This window comes from Rhodococcus sp. P3_B8 (assembly GCF_056402775.1).
In genome coordinates this window covers 1-19,197 of sequence record NZ_JBFUGT010000117.1, presented here as the reverse complement: position 1 = coordinate 19,197, position 19,197 = coordinate 1, and the positions used below count along the sequence as shown (strand labels likewise).

The 19,197-nt window shown below is 68.0% G+C and carries 20 protein-coding genes and 1 pseudogene; 11 read left to right on the top strand and 10 right to left on the bottom strand.

Annotated features, from left to right (window positions below):
* A partial coding sequence (locus tag AC1D1G_RS27000; protein ID WP_477954395.1) for a hypothetical protein occupies nt 1-274 on the bottom strand: 274 nt, incomplete at its 3' end.
* Nucleotides 275-419: 145 nt separating this feature from the next.
* Nucleotides 420-851 (bottom strand): DUF5318 domain-containing protein, encoded by a 432-nt coding sequence (locus AC1D1G_RS26995; RefSeq protein WP_029539769.1) that lies wholly within the window; start codon nt 849-851, stop codon nt 420-422.
* Between the two features lie 88 nt (nt 852-939).
* On the opposite strand from AC1D1G_RS26995, the gene AC1D1G_RS26990 reads away from it, so the two are divergent.
* The 7 genes and pseudogenes from AC1D1G_RS26990 (at nt 940) to AC1D1G_RS26960 (ending at nt 6,691) form a co-directional block, all read left to right on the top strand.
* Nucleotides 940-1,794, top strand: a complete 855-nt coding sequence (locus AC1D1G_RS26990) for a DUF1707 SHOCT-like domain-containing protein (RefSeq protein WP_477954394.1) — start codon at nt 940-942, stop codon at nt 1,792-1,794.
* Nucleotides 1,795-1,809: 15 nt separating this feature from the next.
* Nucleotides 1,810-1,932: pseudogene (locus AC1D1G_RS26985) on the top strand (DUF1707 domain-containing protein); the annotation flags it as partial.
* Nucleotides 1,933-2,179: 247 nt separating this feature from the next.
* A complete protein-coding gene (locus AC1D1G_RS26980; RefSeq protein WP_477954396.1) occupies nt 2,180-2,635 on the top strand; it encodes a hypothetical protein in 456 nt (151 codons plus the stop codon).
* A 7-nt stretch (nt 2,636-2,642) separates the two neighbouring features.
* Entirely contained in the window at nt 2,643-3,434 is a 792-nt protein-coding gene (locus tag AC1D1G_RS26975; RefSeq protein ID WP_477954393.1) for a DUF1707 SHOCT-like domain-containing protein, read from the top strand.
* A 237-nt stretch (nt 3,435-3,671) separates the two neighbouring features.
* The gene (locus AC1D1G_RS26970) at nt 3,672-4,229 is read left to right on the top strand and encodes a PadR family transcriptional regulator (protein ID WP_005264441.1); all 558 of its coding nucleotides are present in this window, start codon (nt 3,672-3,674) and stop codon (nt 4,227-4,229) included.
* Nucleotides 4,222-5,304, top strand: a complete 1,083-nt coding sequence (locus AC1D1G_RS26965) for an inositol-3-phosphate synthase (protein WP_141470615.1) — start codon at nt 4,222-4,224, stop codon at nt 5,302-5,304. Before AC1D1G_RS26970 ends, AC1D1G_RS26965 begins: the two co-directional genes overlap by 8 nt.
* Nucleotides 5,305-5,440: 136 nt before the next feature.
* Nucleotides 5,441-6,691 carry a T3SS (YopN, CesT) and YbjN peptide-binding chaperone 1 gene (locus tag AC1D1G_RS26960; protein ID WP_283352216.1) on the top strand — a complete coding sequence of 417 codons (1,251 nt, stop codon included), beginning with the start codon at nt 5,441-5,443 and terminating at the stop codon, nt 6,689-6,691.
* On the opposite strand, the gene AC1D1G_RS26955 is transcribed toward AC1D1G_RS26960, so the two are convergent.
* From AC1D1G_RS26955 to AC1D1G_RS26925, 7 genes are all read right to left on the bottom strand, one after another.
* Nucleotides 6,688-8,907 (bottom strand): transglycosylase domain-containing protein, encoded by a 2,220-nt coding sequence (locus tag AC1D1G_RS26955; RefSeq protein ID WP_477954392.1) that lies wholly within the window; start codon nt 8,905-8,907, stop codon nt 6,688-6,690. The genes AC1D1G_RS26960 and AC1D1G_RS26955 overlap by 4 nt on opposite strands.
* Before the next feature lie 132 nt (nt 8,908-9,039).
* Entirely contained in the window at nt 9,040-9,231 is a 192-nt protein-coding gene (locus AC1D1G_RS26950; RefSeq protein WP_105420079.1) for a hypothetical protein, read from the bottom strand.
* A 33-nt stretch (nt 9,232-9,264) separates the two neighbouring features.
* Nucleotides 9,265-10,158, bottom strand: a complete 894-nt coding sequence (locus AC1D1G_RS26945; RefSeq protein WP_005249640.1) for a carbohydrate ABC transporter permease — start codon at nt 10,156-10,158, stop codon at nt 9,265-9,267.
* Nucleotides 10,155-11,204: a carbohydrate ABC transporter permease gene (locus AC1D1G_RS26940; RefSeq protein WP_283352217.1), complete on the bottom strand. Its 1,050-nt coding sequence runs from the start codon at nt 11,202-11,204 to the stop codon at nt 10,155-10,157. The genes AC1D1G_RS26945 and AC1D1G_RS26940 overlap by 4 nt, the downstream gene beginning before the upstream one ends.
* Nucleotides 11,205-11,219: 15 nt before the next feature.
* Complete coding sequence (locus AC1D1G_RS26935; RefSeq protein WP_283352218.1) at nt 11,220-12,494, bottom strand: ABC transporter substrate-binding protein; 1,275 nt, start codon at nt 12,492-12,494, stop codon at nt 11,220-11,222.
* Nucleotides 12,495-12,653: 159 nt separating this feature from the next.
* Nucleotides 12,654-13,727, bottom strand: a complete 1,074-nt coding sequence (locus AC1D1G_RS26930; protein WP_283352219.1) for an ABC transporter ATP-binding protein — start codon at nt 13,725-13,727, stop codon at nt 12,654-12,656.
* A 335-nt stretch (nt 13,728-14,062) separates the two neighbouring features.
* A complete protein-coding gene (locus tag AC1D1G_RS26925) occupies nt 14,063-14,992 on the bottom strand; it encodes a sucrase ferredoxin (protein ID WP_283333296.1) in 930 nt (309 codons plus the stop codon).
* A 62-nt stretch (nt 14,993-15,054) separates the two neighbouring features.
* On the opposite strand from AC1D1G_RS26925, the gene AC1D1G_RS26920 reads away from it, so the two are divergent.
* The 3 genes from AC1D1G_RS26920 (at nt 15,055) to AC1D1G_RS26910 (ending at nt 17,436) form a co-directional block, all read left to right on the top strand.
* Nucleotides 15,055-16,023, top strand: a complete 969-nt coding sequence (locus AC1D1G_RS26920) for an ABC transporter substrate-binding protein (RefSeq protein ID WP_477954390.1) — start codon at nt 15,055-15,057, stop codon at nt 16,021-16,023.
* A gap of 73 nt (nt 16,024-16,096) precedes the next feature.
* Nucleotides 16,097-16,915 carry a DUF2786 domain-containing protein gene (locus AC1D1G_RS26915; RefSeq protein WP_317571459.1) on the top strand — a complete coding sequence of 273 codons (819 nt, stop codon included), beginning with the start codon at nt 16,097-16,099 and terminating at the stop codon, nt 16,913-16,915.
* On the top strand, nt 16,912-17,436 hold the full coding sequence (locus tag AC1D1G_RS26910; protein ID WP_317571458.1) for a TIGR04338 family metallohydrolase: 525 nt from the start codon (nt 16,912-16,914) through the stop codon (nt 17,434-17,436). Before AC1D1G_RS26915 ends, AC1D1G_RS26910 begins: the two co-directional genes overlap by 4 nt.
* A gap of 6 nt (nt 17,437-17,442) precedes the next feature.
* On the opposite strand, the gene AC1D1G_RS26905 is transcribed toward AC1D1G_RS26910, so the two are convergent.
* The gene (locus AC1D1G_RS26905) at nt 17,443-17,922 is read right to left on the bottom strand and encodes a nitroreductase family deazaflavin-dependent oxidoreductase (RefSeq protein WP_477954388.1); all 480 of its coding nucleotides are present in this window, start codon (nt 17,920-17,922) and stop codon (nt 17,443-17,445) included.
* A gap of 237 nt (nt 17,923-18,159) precedes the next feature.
* Between AC1D1G_RS26905 and AC1D1G_RS26900 the strand changes: the two genes are divergently transcribed.
* Nucleotides 18,160-18,954 carry an LLM class F420-dependent oxidoreductase gene (locus tag AC1D1G_RS26900; RefSeq protein WP_477954387.1) on the top strand — a complete coding sequence of 265 codons (795 nt, stop codon included), beginning with the start codon at nt 18,160-18,162 and terminating at the stop codon, nt 18,952-18,954.
* Nucleotides 18,955-19,197: the final 243 nt, after the last annotated feature.

The window sequence follows — 19,197 nt, the reverse complement described above, 5'->3', positions numbered from 1 at the left end:
CCCGACTGGTTACGCGCCACCGGGGGCGCGCCTGCGGGGCGTCCGGGCGGCGGGCCCGGACGACGCGGCGGGGGACCCGGCGGACGCCCACCACCCTGCGGCGGCGGACCGGGACGACGAGGCGGCGGGCCGGGGGGACGGCCACCACCCTGCGGGGGYGGAGGCGRCATCCGACGCGGCGGCGGGCCGCCCGATCGGCCCGGCGGGGGCCCACCCGCAGGCTGTCCGCCGCGGGGTGGTGGACCTCCGGGGCGTCCCTGTGGCGGGGGGCCACTCGGTCGTCTCGGTCCGTTCGGTCGATCACCCGGGGCGTTGCTGCGGGGGGAACTCACGTACAAATCTCCAGTGGTTGTGGACCGGCTTCAGTCCTGCGTTACGTCTGTGGGCACTCTTCTGCCCGCGTCCGTGTTCGGGCGTGTCTACTCGCTCGCGGTTCGACGGCTCGGAGGCCGCGGCCGTGGCGACGAACGCCTGGGCCGTTTCGGTTCGGGCACGGTACCGAGAACATAGGACTGGACCAAATGGTTCCAGCTGCATGTCCGGCACACCTCGACCACGTGAACCGAGAACTCCTCCTGAGTGGACGCGAGACGCACCAGCTCCTCGGCCGTACGAGCCGAACCCGACACCGGGCCCAACTTGTCACCGAAGACCCAGGAGACCAGAGTCAACTGCTCCTTACGGCAGATCGGGCACACCACATCACTGCCCTTGCCGTGGAACTTTGCGGCACGAAGCAGGTAGGGGCTGGCGTCACACACCTCCGTGACACCCGTCCTGCCCGAGTAGACCTCGGCCAGGAGTGACCGGCGCTGAAGCGCATAGTCCACCACCTGCCGCTGTATCCGCACGGAGACCAGAGTACGTGCGTCGCGTCCGGAGAGAAGGGGTCGGTCGAGTGACGCTGGTCAAACACGGTTGCCGCACTACGATGCCGGTGTGGCCTCAGGACCGTCCTCGCAGACTCGCGCACGTGACCTCGATCGGGTCAACGCATGCAGCCAGCTCGACGCCGCCTACGCCGACGGGCAGCTCGGCGCCGGCGAGTACCACGACCGCACCGCCCAGGCCATGTCGGCGAAGACCCTCGCCGAACTGAACCTGCTGATCAGCGACCTGCAGCTGCCGTCGTCGATCACCGCACAGGCACCTGTCCGGACACCGGGATCGCCCCACCGGGCATTGCGGATCGCGCTCGCCTGCGGTGCGGTGATCACGGTCGGCGCGGTCGGTCTCGCGCTCACCGAGCAGGACGGCCCGGACCCCGCCACGCCACCGGTCCCGGTGCAGGTCGACAAGCCACTCGCCCAGCCGGAGGTCGAGGTGCCCGCGGTGGAACCGATCATCGTGGGCCAGGCGCAGCCCCTCACCCAGGACGGGATCCACGCCCTCTTCGAGCAGTACCGGCAGAAGTTCGGCGACCTCACCGTCCACGAACTGGGGTTGTACGACGAGTACGCGATCCTGTCGCGGACAGCCCCGGACGCGCCCGACAAGGTCGACCGGTACGACTTCCGCGGCGGGTTCAAGCCGTCGGGCATCCGCACGCAGCGCCTCCCCGGAACCGGCGAGGTCGACCTCGCGCAGGTAAACGTGCCGGCACTCGTCGCGCTCATCGCCGACGCACCCCGGCTGGTCGGAGTCCCGGACGGCACCATCGGGCACGTTCTCCTCGCCGACGGCGGCAAGGGACCGACGATCAACGTGTACGTCTACGACAAGCAACAGACCGGCGGGGGCTACCTGCGGGCGACGCTCGGCGGAGACGTATGGCAGGTGAACCCCGCGAACTAGTTCTAAGATCCACCCGTGGCCAGCCGATACCCACCGAACACGCGGGCACGCGACGTCGATCGAGCCAACACGTCCGCACTGCTCGACGCCGCGTTCGGCGACGGCCAGATCAACGAGGCGGAACACCGCGCGATGTCCGAACTCGCCGCGGAGGCGCGCACCCTCGCCGACCTCGAGGTCCTGGTCAGTGACCTGCAAAGGCCCGCCGACGCACCACCGGACGCACGTCCCCCACGCGACACCGCCAAGCACTGGTTCCCGGCCGCCGTCGCCGTCGCCGCAGTGGTGGCGGCCGTCGGCGCCTTCACGCTCGTCGACAGCGACGACGCGCAGGCCACCGTGCCCCCCCGTCGCGCAGCAGGTCGATTTCGATTCCGTCGAACCGTTGGTCGTCGCGACACCGAATCCCGTCACCCCCGAGGGCATGAAGGTGTTCCTCGACCGGTACCGCGCCAAGTTCGGCGACCTGATCGTCGACGACCTCACCCTCTACGAGGGCGGCCACGCCAGCCTCGAACGCGCGCTTCCCCTCGAACCGAACCGGATGGTCCGCTACGACTACCGCGGCGGGTTCACGCCGTCGGGAACCCCGACCACCCGGAAGGTCGACACACCCGTGTTCGACCTGTCGACGCTGAACCTCGATCGGATCGGCGGAACGGTCGTGGGTGCCCCGGTGAGCCTCAACGTCCCCGACGGAGAAGTCAGCCACATCTCGTTCGAAGCCGACGAGGACGGCCCCAGCGTGTCGATCTACGTGACCAACGAATTCAGCGAGAGCGGACACATGGAACTCGCCCCGTCCGGTGAGCCTTTGAGCGTCTACCCCTTCGGCCGATAGGACGCAGATGCCCAGGACCACACTCGCGGGAATCCGCGCCCGCGACTCCGACCGCGCCGACGCCTGCGGGATGCTCGACGCCGCGCTCGCCGACGGGCAACTGTCCGCGGAGGAACACGCCTCCCGCACCTCCACGGCGATGCGGGCGAAGACGTTCGACGAACTGGACCGCCTCATCGGGGACCTCCAGATCCCCGGCCGGCTCGCGGCCAGCCCCGTCGTGTCGCCGCGACGCCGTCGCTCGTCGCGGCGGTGGGTGTATGCCGCGGTCCTCGTCGTCGCCGCAGCTGCCGTGGGCGGCATCGCCGGGGCCGTCGCGAACAGCGACCTCGGCCCGGCGAAATCGGTGCCGAAGCTCACCACCGGCGCCGGGCTGCACTTCTTCCTCGACGAGTACCGCGCCGAATACGGCGACACCGTCGCCGACGAACTCGGCCTCTACCCGGCCCACGCCGTCTTCGACCGGCCGTCCGCCGGCAACGCCCGGCAATCCGACTCCTACCTCTACGACGGCGAATTCGACGACTGGGGCAGCTCCTCCACCCGATCCGACGACGAGAAGTCCTTCGACCTCGGCACCGTCGACCAGGTTGCGATCGCCCGCCTGCTCGCCGGGGCACCCGAAACCCTGCGCGTCCCCGACGGCGCGGTGGAGATCGTCTCCTTCCGGTACGAACCCGGGTCCGACGACGGACCGCCGACCATCTCCATCCACGTGAAGAACGCCGCCGGCCACACCGGACACATGGTCGTCGGATTCGACGGCGAACCGTTCGACATCTACCCCTACGAGGACTGAGCGTCCGGGGTCGTGCCCGCTGGGTTCCGTCGGCCGCTGGTTGGTCGCCCGATGTGACATTCGTTCAGTCAGACGGCACCGGTGTGACATTCGGCGACGCAGCCGGACACCCGGACCGGTGTTAACAACCTGTGACGGCTTGTCCCATGTATCGAGCGCGCGTATCCTCCTATATATCGGTGCGATATAGTTTTGAATCGCATCACGCGGTTAGGTCGGGCGACTCAGGGGGTGGACGTGCTCGAATTGGCAATTCTCGGGCTGCTCCACGAGTCACCCATGCACGGATACGAGCTGCGCAAACGGTTGACGGGACTACTGGGTGCATTTCGCGCCTTTTCGTACGGTTCCCTCTACCCGACGCTCCGACGCATGCAGGCAGACGGTTTGATCGCCGAGGACGCAGGCCCTCCGGGGACCGTCAAGCGTCGCGCCCGCCGCGTCTACCAGCTCACCCCGATCGGCAAGGAGCGGTTCAAGGAACTGGTCGCCGACACGGGTCCGCAGAACTACACCGATGACGGATTCGGCGTTCATCTCGCCTTCTTCAGCCGCACTCCCGCAGAGGCGCGGATGCGGATTCTCGAAGGCAGACGACGCCAGGTCGAGGAGCGTCGTGAGGCGCTTCGCGACGCGATCGGAAAAGCGAGCGGCACGCTGGATCGCTACACCAAGCAGCTCCACCAGCTCGGTCTCGAATCCAGTGAGCGTGAAGTGCGCTGGCTCAACGAGCTGATCGCCGCCGAGCAATCGACAGCAACACCTAAGAAAAAAGGAGAACCCGACCATGGGTGAGAACAGCACCGCGGTGCGCGTGGCCATTGTGGGCGTGGGGAACTGTGCCTCGTCCTTGGTTCAGGGCGTGCAGTACTACAAGGACGCCGACGAGACGGCGACCGTTCCCGGCCTCATGCACGTCAAGTTCGGCAAGTACCACGTGCGCGACGTCCAGTTCGTCGCCGCGTTCGACGTCGACGCCAAGAAGGTCGGATTCGACCTGTCCGAGGCCATCTTCGCCAGCGAGAACAACACCATCAAGATCGCCGACGTCCCGCCGGCCGACGTTCCGGTGTTGCGCGGCCCCACCCTCGACGGCATCGGCAAGTACTACGCCGAGACCATCGAGATCTCCGAGGCCGAGCCCGTCGACGTCGTCAAGGCTCTCAAGGACGCCAAGGTCGACGTGCTGGTCTCGTACCTTCCCGTGGGTTCCGAGGACGCCGACAAGTTCTACGCCCAGTGCGCCATCGACGCGAACGTCGCGTTCGTCAACGCCCTGCCCGTGTTCATCGCTTCCGACCCCGAGTGGGCTGCGAAGTTCAAGGACGCCGGCGTCCCCATCGTCGGTGACGACATCAAGTCGCAGGTCGGCGCCACCATCACCCACCGCGTGATGGCGAAGCTCTTCGAAGACCGCGGCGTGCAGCTCGACCGCACGATGCAGCTGAACGTCGGCGGCAACATGGACTTCAAGAACATGCTCGAGCGTGACCGCCTGGAGTCGAAGAAGATCTCCAAGACGCAGGCCGTGACGTCGAACCTGACGCGCGACCTCGGTCCGGGCAACGTGCACATCGGCCCGTCGGATCACGTCGGCTGGCTCGACGACCGCAAGTGGGCGTACGTCCGCCTCGAGGGTCGCGCCTTCGGTGACGTTCCACTGAACCTGGAGTACAAGCTCGAGGTCTGGGACTCCCCGAACTCGGCCGGCATCATCATCGACGCCGTCCGCGCAGCCAAGATCGCCAAGGACCGCGGCATCGGTGGACCCGTCTACCCGGCGTCCGCGTACCTGATGAAGTCCCCGCCGGTCCAGATGGCGGACGACAAGGCTCGCACCGAGCTCGAGGCGTTCATCATCGACGCGTAGTTCACCACGCAGCAATATCGGGCGAATGCACCTTTCGTCGTCTTCACGGCGATGAAAGGTGCATTCGCCTTTGTGTTCGATTTCTTGTCAGACCCTCCCTCTACGGTGACACCCAGGATTCATCGAGGGAGGCGTGATGTCCGACAACACTTTCGATCGAGAGATCGACGACGCTTGGACCGAGCTCCAGGACCGTCTGACCGGGTACGTGCACGCTATGGAGGACGACGACGAACTGGTGCTGCAGTCGCAGTACGACAGCGTCGACGACGGCCTCGTCGAGACCGCCGCGTGCGTGCGGTTCTTCGCGTGGGCCGGCGACAAGGTGCGGTGCGAGGTGCCGTCCAACCGCTTCCTGCACCCGGCGCGGGCGCTCACCGAGGAGGAGCACGATCGGCTGATCGAGCTCGGCTGGAACCGCCCCGACCAGTGCGAGCACGTCGACGAGGGCAACGGTTCCGCGTCGTACTACCTCGACGCCGACCGGGAGGACGCCCACCTGCTGGCGTCGATGACGGTCACCGTGTTCCGGGAGATCTGGGACCTTCTGCATCCCTCGTTCCTGAAGGCGATCACCGGTGGCCGGGACGAGACTCCGGAGTTCGGCTCTGCTGACGCCCCGGCCCAGCTGCGTGACGGCGCCGGGTTGCGCGACCGTGTCGATGCCGCGGTCGAATCGATGCTCGATCAGGCACCGGGCAAGGACGCGGACGGCGACATCCTCGTGTGGGTCGGCGACCTCCCCACGTATGTGCGGGTGATCGAGGAGGACGCCCGCGTCGAGGTGTTCGCCCGCGTGGTCCACACGATCAGCGATCGCACGCGCACCGCGGAGGCGCTCGCCGACCTCAACCGCCAGTGGCCCGACATCAAGTTCCTGCTCATCGTCGACAACGTGGTTGCCGTCATGCGCGTCGACGGGTCACCGTTCGTCGCGGATCATCTGGTGTCGGTGTTCCGGATGTTCGAGCATTTCGTGGACACCGTCGACGACGCGTTCGCCGAAAAGCTCGGCGGCAAACTCAATTCCACACCCGGCGCCACGTCCTCGTACGCCGACCACGAATGCGAGGACGAGTTCCCCGCCGCGCTCGTGACCCTGATCCACCTCGACTCGGAGAGCGGGCTCGACCCGGACGACGTGGCGGAGATCTGCGGACGCGACCGCGACACCATCCTCGAGTTCCTCCGGCTCTGCACCGAGCAGGAGTTCGAGTGGCGTCACAACGCGGAACTCGCCCGCGACGAGGAGCCCGAAGAGGCCGACATGTGCGAGGACGAGGCGACGGCCTGGGCGAAGACGAAGGAAAGCCTCCGCGCCGCGCTGCGGGTTGTGGTGCTGCCGAACAGGACTCCGCCGCGCGGCGGGATTCAGAACCTCGGCTAACCCGGCAGCGGGATGATGACGCCCGGGAGGATTTCGATCTGGGTCGGCGCCGGGACGGGTGCGGGCACCGGGGGGACGGGCGGGACCGGGACGGCCGGGGGCGGAACCTCGACGGGCGCCGGGGTGGGGGCACCGGGCGGCGGGACAACCCCACTGGTGCCGGTTCCCGTTCCGTCGCCGCTGGTTTGACCGGACCACGTGGGCACACCGGCCTGGCCGCCGATCGGGTCGGGCCACGGGAAGTCTTCCCAATCGGTGTCTTCGAGGGCGCCGTCCATCGTGTCTTTCCAGATGTCGGACGGCAGACCCGAACCGTAGATCAGGCCGCCCCAGCTGTTGTTGATGGCGGTGGCGTCGGCCTTGCCGATCCACACCGCCGTCGCCAGCGACGGCGTGTAACCGACCATCCAGGCGTCCTTGTTCTCACCGGTGTCCCCGAGCTGCGCCGTGCCGGTCTTCGCCGCGGACGGGCGTCCCCCCGCCAGGGCGTGGCCACGCGAGTAGGAGGCGATCGGCATCAGAGCTTGGCTGATGTTGTCGGCCACCGCGGCATCGAGCCGGCGCTCACCCGGGCTCGGCGCACGGTCCAGGAGCACGACGCCGTCGGCGGTCACGACCCGCTGCACGAAGTACGGCTGGTGGTAGATGCCCGACGCCGCGAGAGTCGCGTACGCGGACGCCATGTCGATCGGCCGCGACAGGTACTGGCCTAGGACGATGCCGCCCTCGGGTTCGCCGCCGTTCTCGCTGAGCGTCTTGCCCTGCACCCCGGGGATGAACTCGGGGATCCCCGCCTTGTGGGCGGCGTCGGCGATGGCTTGCGGACCGTTGTCCAGCGACATCATCAACCGGTAGAAGCTCGTGTTCAGCGACCGCTTCGTCGCCTCGGCGATGGTGCACGTGCCGCAGGACTCGCCCTCGACGTTGCCGATCTGCACGCTGCCGACCGTCAGCGGAGCACTGCTGAAGCGGGCGGAGAGGGGGATGCCCTGTTCCAGTGCGGCGGCCAGGCCGAACACCTTGAATGACGACCCGGTCTGCAACGGCGCCTGGGCGTAGTCGAAGCCGGCGCCGTCCTCGCCGCCGTAGTACGCGCGCACCCCGCCGGTGCGGGGATCGATCGACACGACTGCGGTCCGCAGCCCCGGATCCTCCCCTTCGAGGTTGTCGTGGACGGCCTCGATCGCGGACTGCTGCGCCCTCGGATCGATCGTGGTGGTGATCTGCAGACCCTCGGTGTTGAGAGTCTGCTCGGAAATCCCCGCGTCCGACAATTCGCGCAGCACCTGGTTGCGGATCAGGCCGTCGGGCCCCGGCGCGGAGTTGGCGTCGGTGGGCCGGTTGGACGGGGCGGTGACCGGGAATTCGGTCGCGCTGCGGTCCTGCTGAGCGAGCACACCCATCGCGACCATGCCGTCGAGGACGTAGTTCCAGCGGGCCTGCAGCTGGTCGAGGTTGGCCTCGGGGTCGAGGTAGGACGGGCTCTGGATCACGGAGGCGAGCACCGCGCCCTCGGCCACCGACAGGTCGCCGACGGGCTTGTCGAAGTAGGCGCGCGACGCCGCCTCGATGCCGTACGCGCCGCGGCCGAAATAGATGGTGTTCAGGTAGGCGGCGAGGATCTCGTCCTTGGACCACTCGCGGGCCATCTTGGTGGAGATCACGAGTTCGCGCATCTTGCGGTACACGTTGCGGTCCGCGCCGACCAGCACGTTCTTCACGTACTGCTGCGTGATCGTCGACCCGCCGCCCGCGCTTTCCTTGCCGAGGACGTTGTCGCGGGCGGCACGCATGAATCCGGTGACGGAGAAGCCGGGGTTGGAGTAGAAGTTGCGGTCCTCCGCCGACAGGACGGCGTCGCGGACGTGCTGAGGAATGGCGTCGAGCGCGATCTCGGTGCGGTTGCCCTCCGGCGGGATCACCTTGGTCAGCTCGGTGGTGCCGTCGGCGGCGAAGACGGTGGCCACCTGATTGGTCTTCATGTCCGACGGGCGCGGGACCTCGGCGCGGACGTAACTGACCAGGAACCCGACGAGGGGGACGACCAGCAGCAACGCGATCACGACCAGGCTGACCCGGCGGACCGTGCGCCACCGGTTGCGCTTCTTCTGCCCGTCCGGTGGTGGAGTGGTCGTGTCAGCCGCACCGTCGTCCACGGGCGGTGTGCCCCCCGGTTCGGAGGCATGATTGCCCGTCGCGTCGTTGCCAGAACTCACTTCCACACTCCCGGTCAGTTATCCGGTCACGGAGGATCATCGCACCCACCCGTACGTATGTTATGTGAACGGCCTCGAGTGTGACGCTCGCCGCGCTAACGGTCAGCAAATATCCATACCGACCGTACTGTTTCAGTGCACCCGATTCCGGGCGACGATCGCCAGCCCCGACAGCACCAGGCATCCGAGCAACACCAGCGCGGGGGTGACGCCGGGGTCGCCGCGGACGACCTCGACGACAGCGGCGATGAACGCCATCACCGTGAAGAACCCGAGGACGCCGATCAGAACCTCGAGCCGCTGCCGCTTCGCCACCGGATGCATGGCCGACACCTTTCCCCTCGCTCCGCTCGACCGTCAGCTCTTCACGCCGCCGGCCGTCAGGCCCGACACGATGCGACGCTGGAACAGCAGCACCATGATCACCAGCGGAATGGTGACGATCGTGCCCGCCGCCATGATCGCCGCGTACGGCACGACGTGCGGGTCGTTGCCGGAGAACCGGGCGATCGCGACCGTGACCGGTTCGGTGGCATCGCTGGAGAGCTGGCTGGCGAGCAGGTATTCGTTGACGGTCGCGATGAACGCGAGGATGGCGGTGGTGAACAGGGCGGGCGCCGCGAGCGGCAACATCACCAGACGGAACGCCTGACCGCGGCTGGCGCCGTCGATCCGGGCCGCCTCCTCGAGCTCCCAGGGGAGTTCCTTGAAGAACGACGTCAGCGTGTAGATGGTCAGCGGCAGGACGAACGAGATGTTCGGGATGATCATCGCCTGGTAGGTGCCGATCCAGCCGATGTTCGTGAACAGCTGGAACAGCGGGGTGACGAGGGCGACGACGGGGAACATCGACGCGCCGAGCACGATCCCGACCACCACGTATTTGAACCGGAACTCGATGCGGGCCAGCGCGTAGGCGGTGAAGATGCCGACGGCGAGGGCGACGACGGTGGTGATACCGCCGATGATCATGCTGTTGACGACGGCCCGGGTGAAGTTGTTGCCGCTGCTCGTCGACAACGCGTTCTGGAAGTTCTCGAGCGTGACGTGCGTGGGCCAGGGTGTGGTGTCGAACGTGTAGTCGGGGTCGCGGAACGCCGTCACCATCATCCAGTAGAACGGGGCAAGCCCCCAGACGAGGATGATCGCGACACCGATGTAGATGCGGGAGTTCTTGAAAGCGAACCGCTTCGGACGGTTGCGGCGGACGGGCCTGCTCGGGAGTTCGAGCTCCGGGGCGCGATGGGTCACGACTTCGGCCCCTTTCGCTGGGCTTCCTGAGTCTCGACGGCGTTGGCACCGAGGAATTTCACGAGGACGAACGCCACCGCGAAGATCAGGAGGAACGTGATGGTGGAGAGCGCGGACGCGCTGTTGAATCCTTGCCGCACCTGGTCGACCACGAGGATCGACACCGTCGTGGTGGCGGGGTTGCCGCCGGTCAGGATGGCGGGGAGGTCGTACATGCGCAGGGCGTCCATCGTGCGGAACAGGATCGCGACCATCAGCGCCGGCTTCACCAGCGGGAGCGTGATCTGCCGGAACCGCTGCCACGCGGAGGCGCCGTCGACCCGAGCCGCCTCGTACACGTCCTGCGGGATCATCTGCAGGCCGGCGAGGATCAGCAGGGCCATGAAGGGGGTGGTCTTCCAGACGTCCGAGATGATCACCGCGAATCGCGCGGGCCACGCGTCCGACGTCCACAGAATTTCGGTGCCGAGGAGGCGGTTGGCGATGCCGTCGTAGGCGAAGATGAAGTACCAGAGCTTGGCGGTGACCGCGGTCGGGATGGCCCACGGGATCAGGACCGCCGCACGCAGCAGGGCGCGGCCCTTGAACGTCTTGCCCATGATGATCGCCATCCACAGGCCGATCGCGACCTCGAGGCCCACCGTGACGACCGTGAAGAACGCGGTGTTCCCGACGGCCGACCAGAACTGCGAGCCGAGCGTGCCGGGCGGACACGCCACGGCCACCCCGCTCGGGGAGGTGCACTGCTGCAGAATCCAGTGCGTGTAGTTGGTGAACCCGGCCCAGCCGCCCTCGACGAACATGCCGGTCGTCGGATCGAGTCCCGCGTCCTTCTGGAACGACATCACCACTGCCCGGATCACCGGGTAGCCGATGACGACGGCCAGCACGGCCAGCGTCGGGACGACGAACAGCCACGCGCGGCGACTGCTCAGCCCAAAGCGTCGCCTGTTCTCGTTCACCTCACGCGAACCGCGGCCGGGGTCGTTATCCCCGGCCGCGGGACGGGCCGGCGCTCCACTGGTGGTCCCAGTCGGAACGGCCATGTTCACTCCTGTGCTCTACGAGCCTGCGGACTGGATGCCGGACTGCATGTCCGTGATCGCCTGATCCACCGACTTCTCACCCTTGATGGCAGCGTAGGCGTTGTCCTGCACGGCCTTCGACACGGCGGGGTAGAACGGCGTGACCGGACGGGGGACGGCGTTCTCGATCGACACCTTCAGCGTCGGCATGAACGGGTAGGCCGCGATGATCTCCGGGTCGTCGTACAGCGCAGCGCGGACCGGCGGCAGCGAGCCCAGCGCGATGATCCGCTGCGCCTGCTCACCCTGCAGGAAGGTCAGGAAGTCGCGGGCCGTGGCCTTGTTCTCGGAGTACGCGCTGATGGCCGCGTTGTAGCCACCGAGGGTCGAGGCGCCGATGCCGTCCTTGCCGGGCAGCGGGGCGACCGCGAACTTGCCCTTGACCGCGGACGAATCCTTGTCGGCGGTGCCGTACACGTACGGCCAGTTGCGCAGGAACAACGCCTTGCCGTCCTCGAACGCCTTCTGGCTCTCGGGCTCCTTGAACGTGGTGTCCTGGGCCGGGATGTCACCGTTCTTGAAGTTGTCGACCAGCACCTGCAGGCCTGCGCGGGCCTCGGGGCTGTCGACGGTCGGCGTCTTGCCGTCCTCGCCGACGAACGAGCCGCCGTACGCGTTGATGACCTCGGCGGTGTTCACCGTCAGGCCCTCGTACGGTGCGAACTGACCGGCGTAGCAGTCGATGTTGTTGGTCTTCGCGACCTCACACGCGGCGGCCAGCTCGGCCCACGTCTTCGGTGCGGCGGGCAGCAGGTCGCTGCGGTAGTACAGCAGGCCGCCGTTGGTGTTCTTCGGCGCGGCGTATTGGGTGCCGTTGTAGGTGGCGCTGTCGACCGTGGCGGGGAGAATTCCGGTGTTGTCCACCGCGAACTCGCCGGTCAGCGGCTGCAGCCAGCCCTTGGCCGCGAACTCCGCGGTCCAGGGGACGTCGAGCGCGACGACGTCGTAGTCGGACTGCTTGGCCTGCAGGTGCTGGACCAGGTCGTCGTGCGCCTGATCGGCGTCATTCGACTGCTCCTTGAACGTCACCTGCTCGTCCGGGTGCTCGGCGTTCCACACGTCGATGATCTGGCGGACGACACCGGTCTCGGTGGTGTCCTTGCCCTCGACGTACGTGATGGGTCCGCGACCGTCGAGGTTCTCCGACGTGGAGTCGCTGCCGCTGTCGCTCGAGCAAGCGGTGAGCGTGACCAGCGAGGCAGCGGTGGCAAACACCGCGGCGCGCCGGACCGCTCTCGAAATCTGAACCATGGAGTCTCCCCGTAGGTAGATGTGGATGAACCCGTTACCGGCACGACAGAACTCGCGGCACCGGCGCGGTGTCGGAACATACTGTGGCATGGAACACCGTCGAAGTGCCGCATTACCCCCGACCTGAATCGGTCACGAGCCGTTCCGTTCACCGCCGGTTCAGCTCAGCCGGTAGCCCTCGGACGCCGAGAACAGGTGCACCTGGGACGGGTCGACGTGCAGTTTCACCAGGTCACCCTTGCGGGGCGGGTTCCGCCAGTCGGCGCGGGCCACCAACTGCTGCGTCTCCCCGTTGACGGTGCTGCGGCCGTAGATGTAGGCGTCGGATCCGAGTTCCTCCACCACCGCGACCTCCATCGGGATACCGGTGGTCGACAGTTCCAGGTGTTCGGGGCGGATCCCGACGACGACCTCACGTTCGTCGGTATCCGCGCGCAGCTGCCGGGGCAGCGGAATGGTCGCGTCGCCGAGCACGACCCCGTCGGGGGTGATCGGCAGCGTGAAGAGGTTCATCGACGGCGACCCCATGAAGCCGGCGACGAACACGTTGGCGGGCCGGTTGTAGAGGTCGCGGGGCGACGCGCACTGCTGCAGCACCCCGTCCTTCAGCACCGCCACCCGGTCGCCCATCGTCATGGCCTCGACCTGGTCGTGCGTCACGTACACCATCGTCGTCTCGAGCCGGCGCTGCAGCTGCGCGATCTGGGTGCGCGTCTGCACGCGGAGCTTCGCGTCGAGGTTGGACAGCGGCTCGTCCATCAGGAACACCTGCGGCTGCCGGACGATGGCACGTCCCATCGCGACGCGCTGCCGCTGACCGCCGGACAGCGCTTTCGGCTTGCGGTCCAGGTACGGCTCGAGGTCGAGGAGTTTCGCCGTCTCCTCCACACGCGTGCGGATGTCGTCCTTCGCGGCGCCGGCGAGCTTGAGCGCGAAACCCATGTTCTCGGCCACCGACATGTGCGGGTACAGCGCATAGTTCTGGAACACCATCGCGATGTCGCGTTCCTTGGGTTCCTGGGTGGTGACGTCGCGGTCACCGATGAGGATCCGTCCGCTGTGGACGTCCTCGAGCCCGGCCAGCATCCGCAGCGACGTCGACTTGCCGCAGCCGGACGGGCCGACGAGGACCAGGAACTCACCGTCCTCGATCTTCAGGTCGAGCGTATCGACGGCCGGTTTGTCCGAGCCGGGGAACAGGCAGGTGGCACCGTCATAGGTCACTGTGGCCATGAACGTCGAAGTCCCTTCTACCCGGCGCCGCGCACAGGTGCGTGAGAATGTACCTGTTGACGCACTTTCTCACTCACCTACGGGTCGGTGGATGATCGGCTCGCGCAACCGCCGTCAGGCCTCGTCGCGAAGCCACCGATGACGATTCGGCCGAATTAGCCTCGGTCCGAATCATGTTGGTGGCATTCATCTACAGGTTTCTCCACAGCTGGGGATGAATGTGCCGATGAATCGGCGCGGTGAATTCCGCGTGAACACCACGAGTCGCCGGCGCAACCGCAACGAGACCTCCTGCCGCAAGGGGCGCTTCGCGCCCGTGCGCCTTTATGGTTGCCCTAGCTACCAGAACGGCGCACGGGTGGCGGAGCCGCCTCGAACCGGTCCGGGCTGTCCACGACACCCGCGCTGCAGGCGGTCAGGCGGGGTTCGGCGCGGGTCGTGCGAACCCGAACCAGGTCGGTGCCGTCCGGGTGCCGGACCAGGACGTCGGTGTCTCCGTCCGGGCGTGGGACCGCCGACAGCGGGATCACGTCGTCGAGTCCGAGCAGCGACCGCTCGGCCCGCACGGTGTGCTCGGCGAACTGCATCACCGGGTCGTCGGTGCACCGGCCGCGATAGTGCTCGAGCACCACGCGTCCGCGATCGTGTTCGGCGACAATGTGTTCCGCGGACTCCGCGGTGACCCGGCCGTAGTAGATGCCCGACGGCAGGCACACCACGGTCGCGGCGAACCGGTCGCCGCCGACGTGCGTCGACTCCCAGACCCGTCCGTCGCGGTGGCCGAGGCCGGTGACGACGGGGCGTCCGAACGACGCGCAGCAGGCGTCCTTCTTGCCGTGGGTGCAGACGAGGAACAGTGACTCGGTGGGGTCGAGGCGTTCCCCCACTCCGGGTGGCAGGTCGAGATCGAGGTCGAGCAGCTCCCGGTCCTCACGCACCAGCAGACGCTCCGCCCAGCCGTCGGCTCGTCCGGGACGCACGAGGTAGACGTGACGTCCGGCGGCGACGTCGCGGCGCTGCCGGGTGCGGATCAGCACCGGACGCACTCCCGCGTCGGCGCACCGGGCGGCGAGCGCGTCGCCCAGGACAGGGTCGAGGCGGCTCTGCCGGAGCCGGTCGCGGCCCCACGGTCCGGGTTGCTCGATCAGCAGCCAGCCGCGCACCCGGGGCGCGGTGCCGCACAACGGCTCCTGGAGTGACCGGGAGAGCGCCGCGCAGGCCGGTGGCCTCCACCCCTCGGGCGACATCGTCGTCTGCACGCTCACGCAGCAGACTGTATAAGGTTAGGTTCGCCTATCTTCTACCCCCTTCGAGATCGAGGTCCAGGATGCGTTCAGCCACGTGCTCTCCGAATGTCACCGACGTCCAATGGCAGGAGATCGTCGACGCCCTGACGCGACGCGAATTCGGGGCCGGGCTGGGAGCAGCCGCACTGGCCGCCCTCACCGCCGCCTGCGCGCGACCCGACGCGGCAACCGGCAGTGACAGCGGCGCCCAGCGCACCGTCACCCACGCCATGGGCACGACGACGGTGAGCAACCGGCCCAGTCGCATCGTCGCCCTCGACAGCCTGCCTATCGACACCGTCGTCACGCTCGGGAAGACACCGGTCGGGGCTGCTCAGGCCGGTTCCGCCGACGCGCTGCCCGCCTACCTGGGCGGCGGTCTCGACAGCACCACCGTCGTCGGATCGATCGCCGAACCGAACCTCGAGGCGATCGCCGCGCTGCAGCCCGACCTCATCCTCAGCAGCAAGCAGCGGCACGGCGACCTGTACGACGCGCTGTCCGCGATCGCGCCCACCGTCTTCTCCGTGTCGCCTGCGGTCGACTGGCAGGGGACGCTGCGGCTGTTCGCCGAGGCCATGGGTGAGACGGAAGCAGCCGAGCAGAAGCTGTCGGCGTTCCACGCTCGCGCCGCCGCGTTGACCGAAACCAACCGGGGACGCACCGCGCACGTCATCCGCGTGATGGACGACGGTCTGCGCCTGCACGGGCCCGGCACCTTCTCCGGTTCCGTGCTGACCGCGGCCGGCTACACCATCACCGGGCAGCCGTGGGACGCGAAGAACGACATGTCCGAGATCTCGCTCGAGAACGTCGGCCAGATCGACTCCGACATCGCGTTCGTCGCCAACACGTCCGCACCGGGAGAACTGGGGATCGACCCCGTCCTCATCGGGCAGATGGGGCCGTCACGACGCGACGGCATCCGCCAGACCGACTACCGGGTGTGGATCACCGGCATCGGCCTCACCGGCGCAAACCTGATCCTCGACGACCTCGAGCGGCTGTAGGCGGCTCCGCCGCCCGTGCGCCTTTTTGGTAGCGCCGACGACCAGAAAGGCGCACGGGGGCTAGCCTGCCTGGGTGAGTTCCGACAAGATGCTGACCCGCATCGGTGGGCTCCTCCGGCAGGCGGAATCCACCGACAACCCGCACGAGGGCGAGGCCTTCATGGCCGCCGCCCAGCGGCTCGCCACCGCCTCCTCGATCGACCTCGCGGTGGCGCGCGCACACGCGGCGGGCCGGGAGAAGCGCGCCACTCCCACGCAGCGCCTGATCACCATCGGTGAACCGGGGAAGAAGGGTCTGCGCACGTACGCGCAACTGTTCCTGGTGATCGCCGCCGCCAACGACGTCCAGTGCGACATCGCCCAGACGTCGGCCGTCATCTACGCGTACGGGTTCGCCGGCGACATCGACGTCTGCGAAGCCCTGTACGCGAGCCTGCTGATCCAGATGGTCCGGGCGTCCGACTCCTACATCAAGTCGGGGGAGTACCGCGGCGAGACGACGGTGCGGACGCAGGTCGAGAAGCGCGGACGCCGCCGCGTCGCGACACGGGTGCGGCGCCCCGTCGCCGGTGTCACCGCCCGGTTGAACTTCCAGCTCGCCTACGCCGCGCGGATCGGGCAGCGCCTCGCCGACGCCAAGAAGGAGGCCGAGGAGCAGGCGGTGTCCGTGCCGGAGTCGTCGGCGGAGACGGCGCTGGTCCTGCGCGACAAACAGCTCGAGCTGAAGGACTACTACTCGGAGAACTCGCAGGCCCGCGGCACGTGGCGCGGAGGGCGGGCGTCCGCAGGACATTCGTCGAGCGCCCGCCGGGCAGGCGACCGCGCCGCCCGCACCGCCCGCCTGAGCAACTCACCCGAACTGTCGACCGCCCGCAAGCAGATCCCGTCGTGAAGCGACCCCGCGACACTCAGCGGACCGCCGTGTACGACGCGGAAGGCCTCGTGCGCACCATGTTCGACCGCGCCGACGAGCGCGGGCTGCGCGTCGTGGACGTGATGGGGTCGCAGGTGACGCTGCCGGTGGAACGCAAATTCGCGTCGATCGACTCGGTGCAGGACTACGTAGACCGGGTGCTCGCCCTGAACTGGGTGCGGTCGACGTGGACGCGGGCGGCCACCCCGGTTCACGTCCGCGCGCGGTCGGGCAACAAGGCCGCCCACTACGAAAGCGATTGCGCCACAATCGCGGTCCCCGAGCATCGGAACGGAAATGCCTGGGCGTTCCGCGAACTGGTGGTGCTCCACGAGGTGGCCCATCACCTGGATCCGTCCGACCCCGAGTACCCGACGGTCGCACCGCACGGACCGGAGTACGTGGACCGCTACCTCACCCTGGTCGGGGAGATCATCGGCCCCGAGGCGGCTTTCGTCCTACGGACCATGCTCCTGGCGGGCGGGGTACGGCTGAACTGAGGTGCCTCAGGCGCGGGGGCGCAGCCGGACGAAACAGATCTCACGGCCGGCCGCCCGGAAGTCGGCCGCGCTGCCGTCGACGTCGAAGCCCATGCCCCGGGCGATCCGCATTCCGAGTTTCGGATGCTCCGACCCGTAGTGCGCCATGAAGTCCGCACCGGTCTCGGGATCGAGGAATTCGGCTGTCACGGACAGTCGCCGGCCGCCCACCTGGATCCTCGCGTTCGGCTGCGCCCGCAGGTTCCGGTACCAATCGGACTTGGGACCGAACCCGGCGGCCAGCACGTACCCGTCGCCGACGGCGTCGTGGTTGACCACCTCGAGCACGACCTGCCGCCGGGCGCCGGTCTTGCGCCCGACGTGTTCGAGGAGCAGGAATCGGCCCCCGAGGAGAAAACCGAGGTGGACGCGGTAGAGGTAGATCGGCACGCGGAAGAACGCCCGCCGGATGCCGGTGGGCGGGTCAGGCCTCTGCGTGACCTTCACACACCCAGTCTTCCACGTCCGCCGTGCAGTCGGGTGGTGATGCGTCCTCGTCCATTTCGGAGACGATGGGCGGAAGACGCGCCGACAACCGGGTGAATGTACCGCTTGGCGTATCTGGGGCGCCGGACGGTACATTCGCCCGCTCAAATCGCCCGCTCGGCGGGTTCGTTGTGCGCCCGACCGTCGCGCGAGCACTATGGATCGAGAAGGCCCAACGTCTACTCCGAGGAGCCACGAATGACTCGTCCAGTTCGCATCGGTGTCCAACTTCAGCCGCAGCACGCGCCCGACTACGGGCTGATCCGCGACGCGGTACTGCGCGCCGAGGACGCCGGCGTCGACATCGTCTTCAACTGGGATCATTTCTATCCGCTGTACGGCGACCCGGCCGGCGCCCACTTCGAGTGCTGGACGATGCTCGGGGCGTTCGCCGAGCAGACGGAGCGGGTGGAGATCGGCGCACTCGTCACGTGTGCCGGCTACCGGAACCCGGATCTGCTCGCCGACATGGCCCGCACCGTCGACCACATCAGCGGCGGACGGCTGATCCTGGGCATCGGCTCGGGTTGGTTCGAGCGCGACTACGACGAGTACGGCTACGAATTCGGTACCGCGGGATCGCGGCTGAACCTGCTCGCCGAGTACCTTCCGCGGATCACCGCCCGGTTCGGCACGCTGGAACCCGCACCCACCCGGCACATTCCGATCCTCATCGGCGGTGGCGGCGAGAAGAAGACACTGCCGCTGGTCGGGCAGTACGGCGACATCTGGCACAGCTTCAGCGACATGGATACGTACAAACGTAAGTCGGGGATCCTCGCCGGGTACGCACGGGATGCCGGACGCAGCCCCGACAGCATCCAGCACTCCACGTCGTGGCCGGGTGTCGACGACGCGGCAGCCCACGTCGACGCCGGCGTCACCCTGTTCACCGTGGGTGTGGGCGGCCCCGACTACGACCTCGGCACGCTGAAGGAGGCCATCGCCTGGCGTGACGAGAACACCCCGCCGCCGCTGTCGGGCCTGGCCTAGGCGCTTCGCACCCGTGCGCCTTTGTGGTTGGGCGGGTTCAACCGGTCGTTGCAACGTCCCTGATGATGAGGGGTGTCGCAGATGGTGATGATCGGTCGACCGCCGGCTTCGGAGCGGGCGCGGTTGTTGTTCTGGCAGTGTCGCACGCAAGGCGCGACCGTGGTGGAGGCGGCGTGCGCCGCCGAGGTGACCGCGTCCACCGCGCGCCGGTGGATCATCGACTCCGGTGGGGTTCGTCCCCGC

Coding starts and splice junctions, on each gene's coding strand:
- AC1D1G_RS26900 (WP_477954387.1), top strand. CDS start 18,160: ATGACTCGTCCAGTTCGCATCGGTGTCCAACTTCAGCCGCAGCACGCG.
- AC1D1G_RS26920 (WP_477954390.1), top strand. CDS start 15,055: ATGCGTTCAGCCACGTGCTCTCCGAATGTCACCGACGTCCAATGGCAG.
- AC1D1G_RS26950 (WP_105420079.1), bottom strand. CDS start 9,231: ATGCATCCGGTGGCGAAGCGGCAGCGGCTCGAGGTTCTGATCGGCGTC.
- AC1D1G_RS26960 (WP_283352216.1), top strand. CDS start 5,441: ATGTCCGACAACACTTTCGATCGAGAGATCGACGACGCTTGGACCGAG.
- AC1D1G_RS26975 (WP_477954393.1), top strand. CDS start 2,643: ATGCCCAGGACCACACTCGCGGGAATCCGCGCCCGCGACTCCGACCGC.
- AC1D1G_RS26930 (WP_283352219.1), bottom strand. CDS start 13,727: ATGGCCACAGTGACCTATGACGGTGCCACCTGCCTGTTCCCCGGCTCG.
- AC1D1G_RS26940 (WP_283352217.1), bottom strand. CDS start 11,204: ATGGCCGTTCCGACTGGGACCACCAGTGGAGCGCCGGCCCGTCCCGCG.
- AC1D1G_RS26965 (WP_141470615.1), top strand. CDS start 4,222: ATGGGTGAGAACAGCACCGCGGTGCGCGTGGCCATTGTGGGCGTGGGG.
- AC1D1G_RS26935 (WP_283352218.1), bottom strand. CDS start 12,494: ATGGTTCAGATTTCGAGAGCGGTCCGGCGCGCCGCGGTGTTTGCCACC.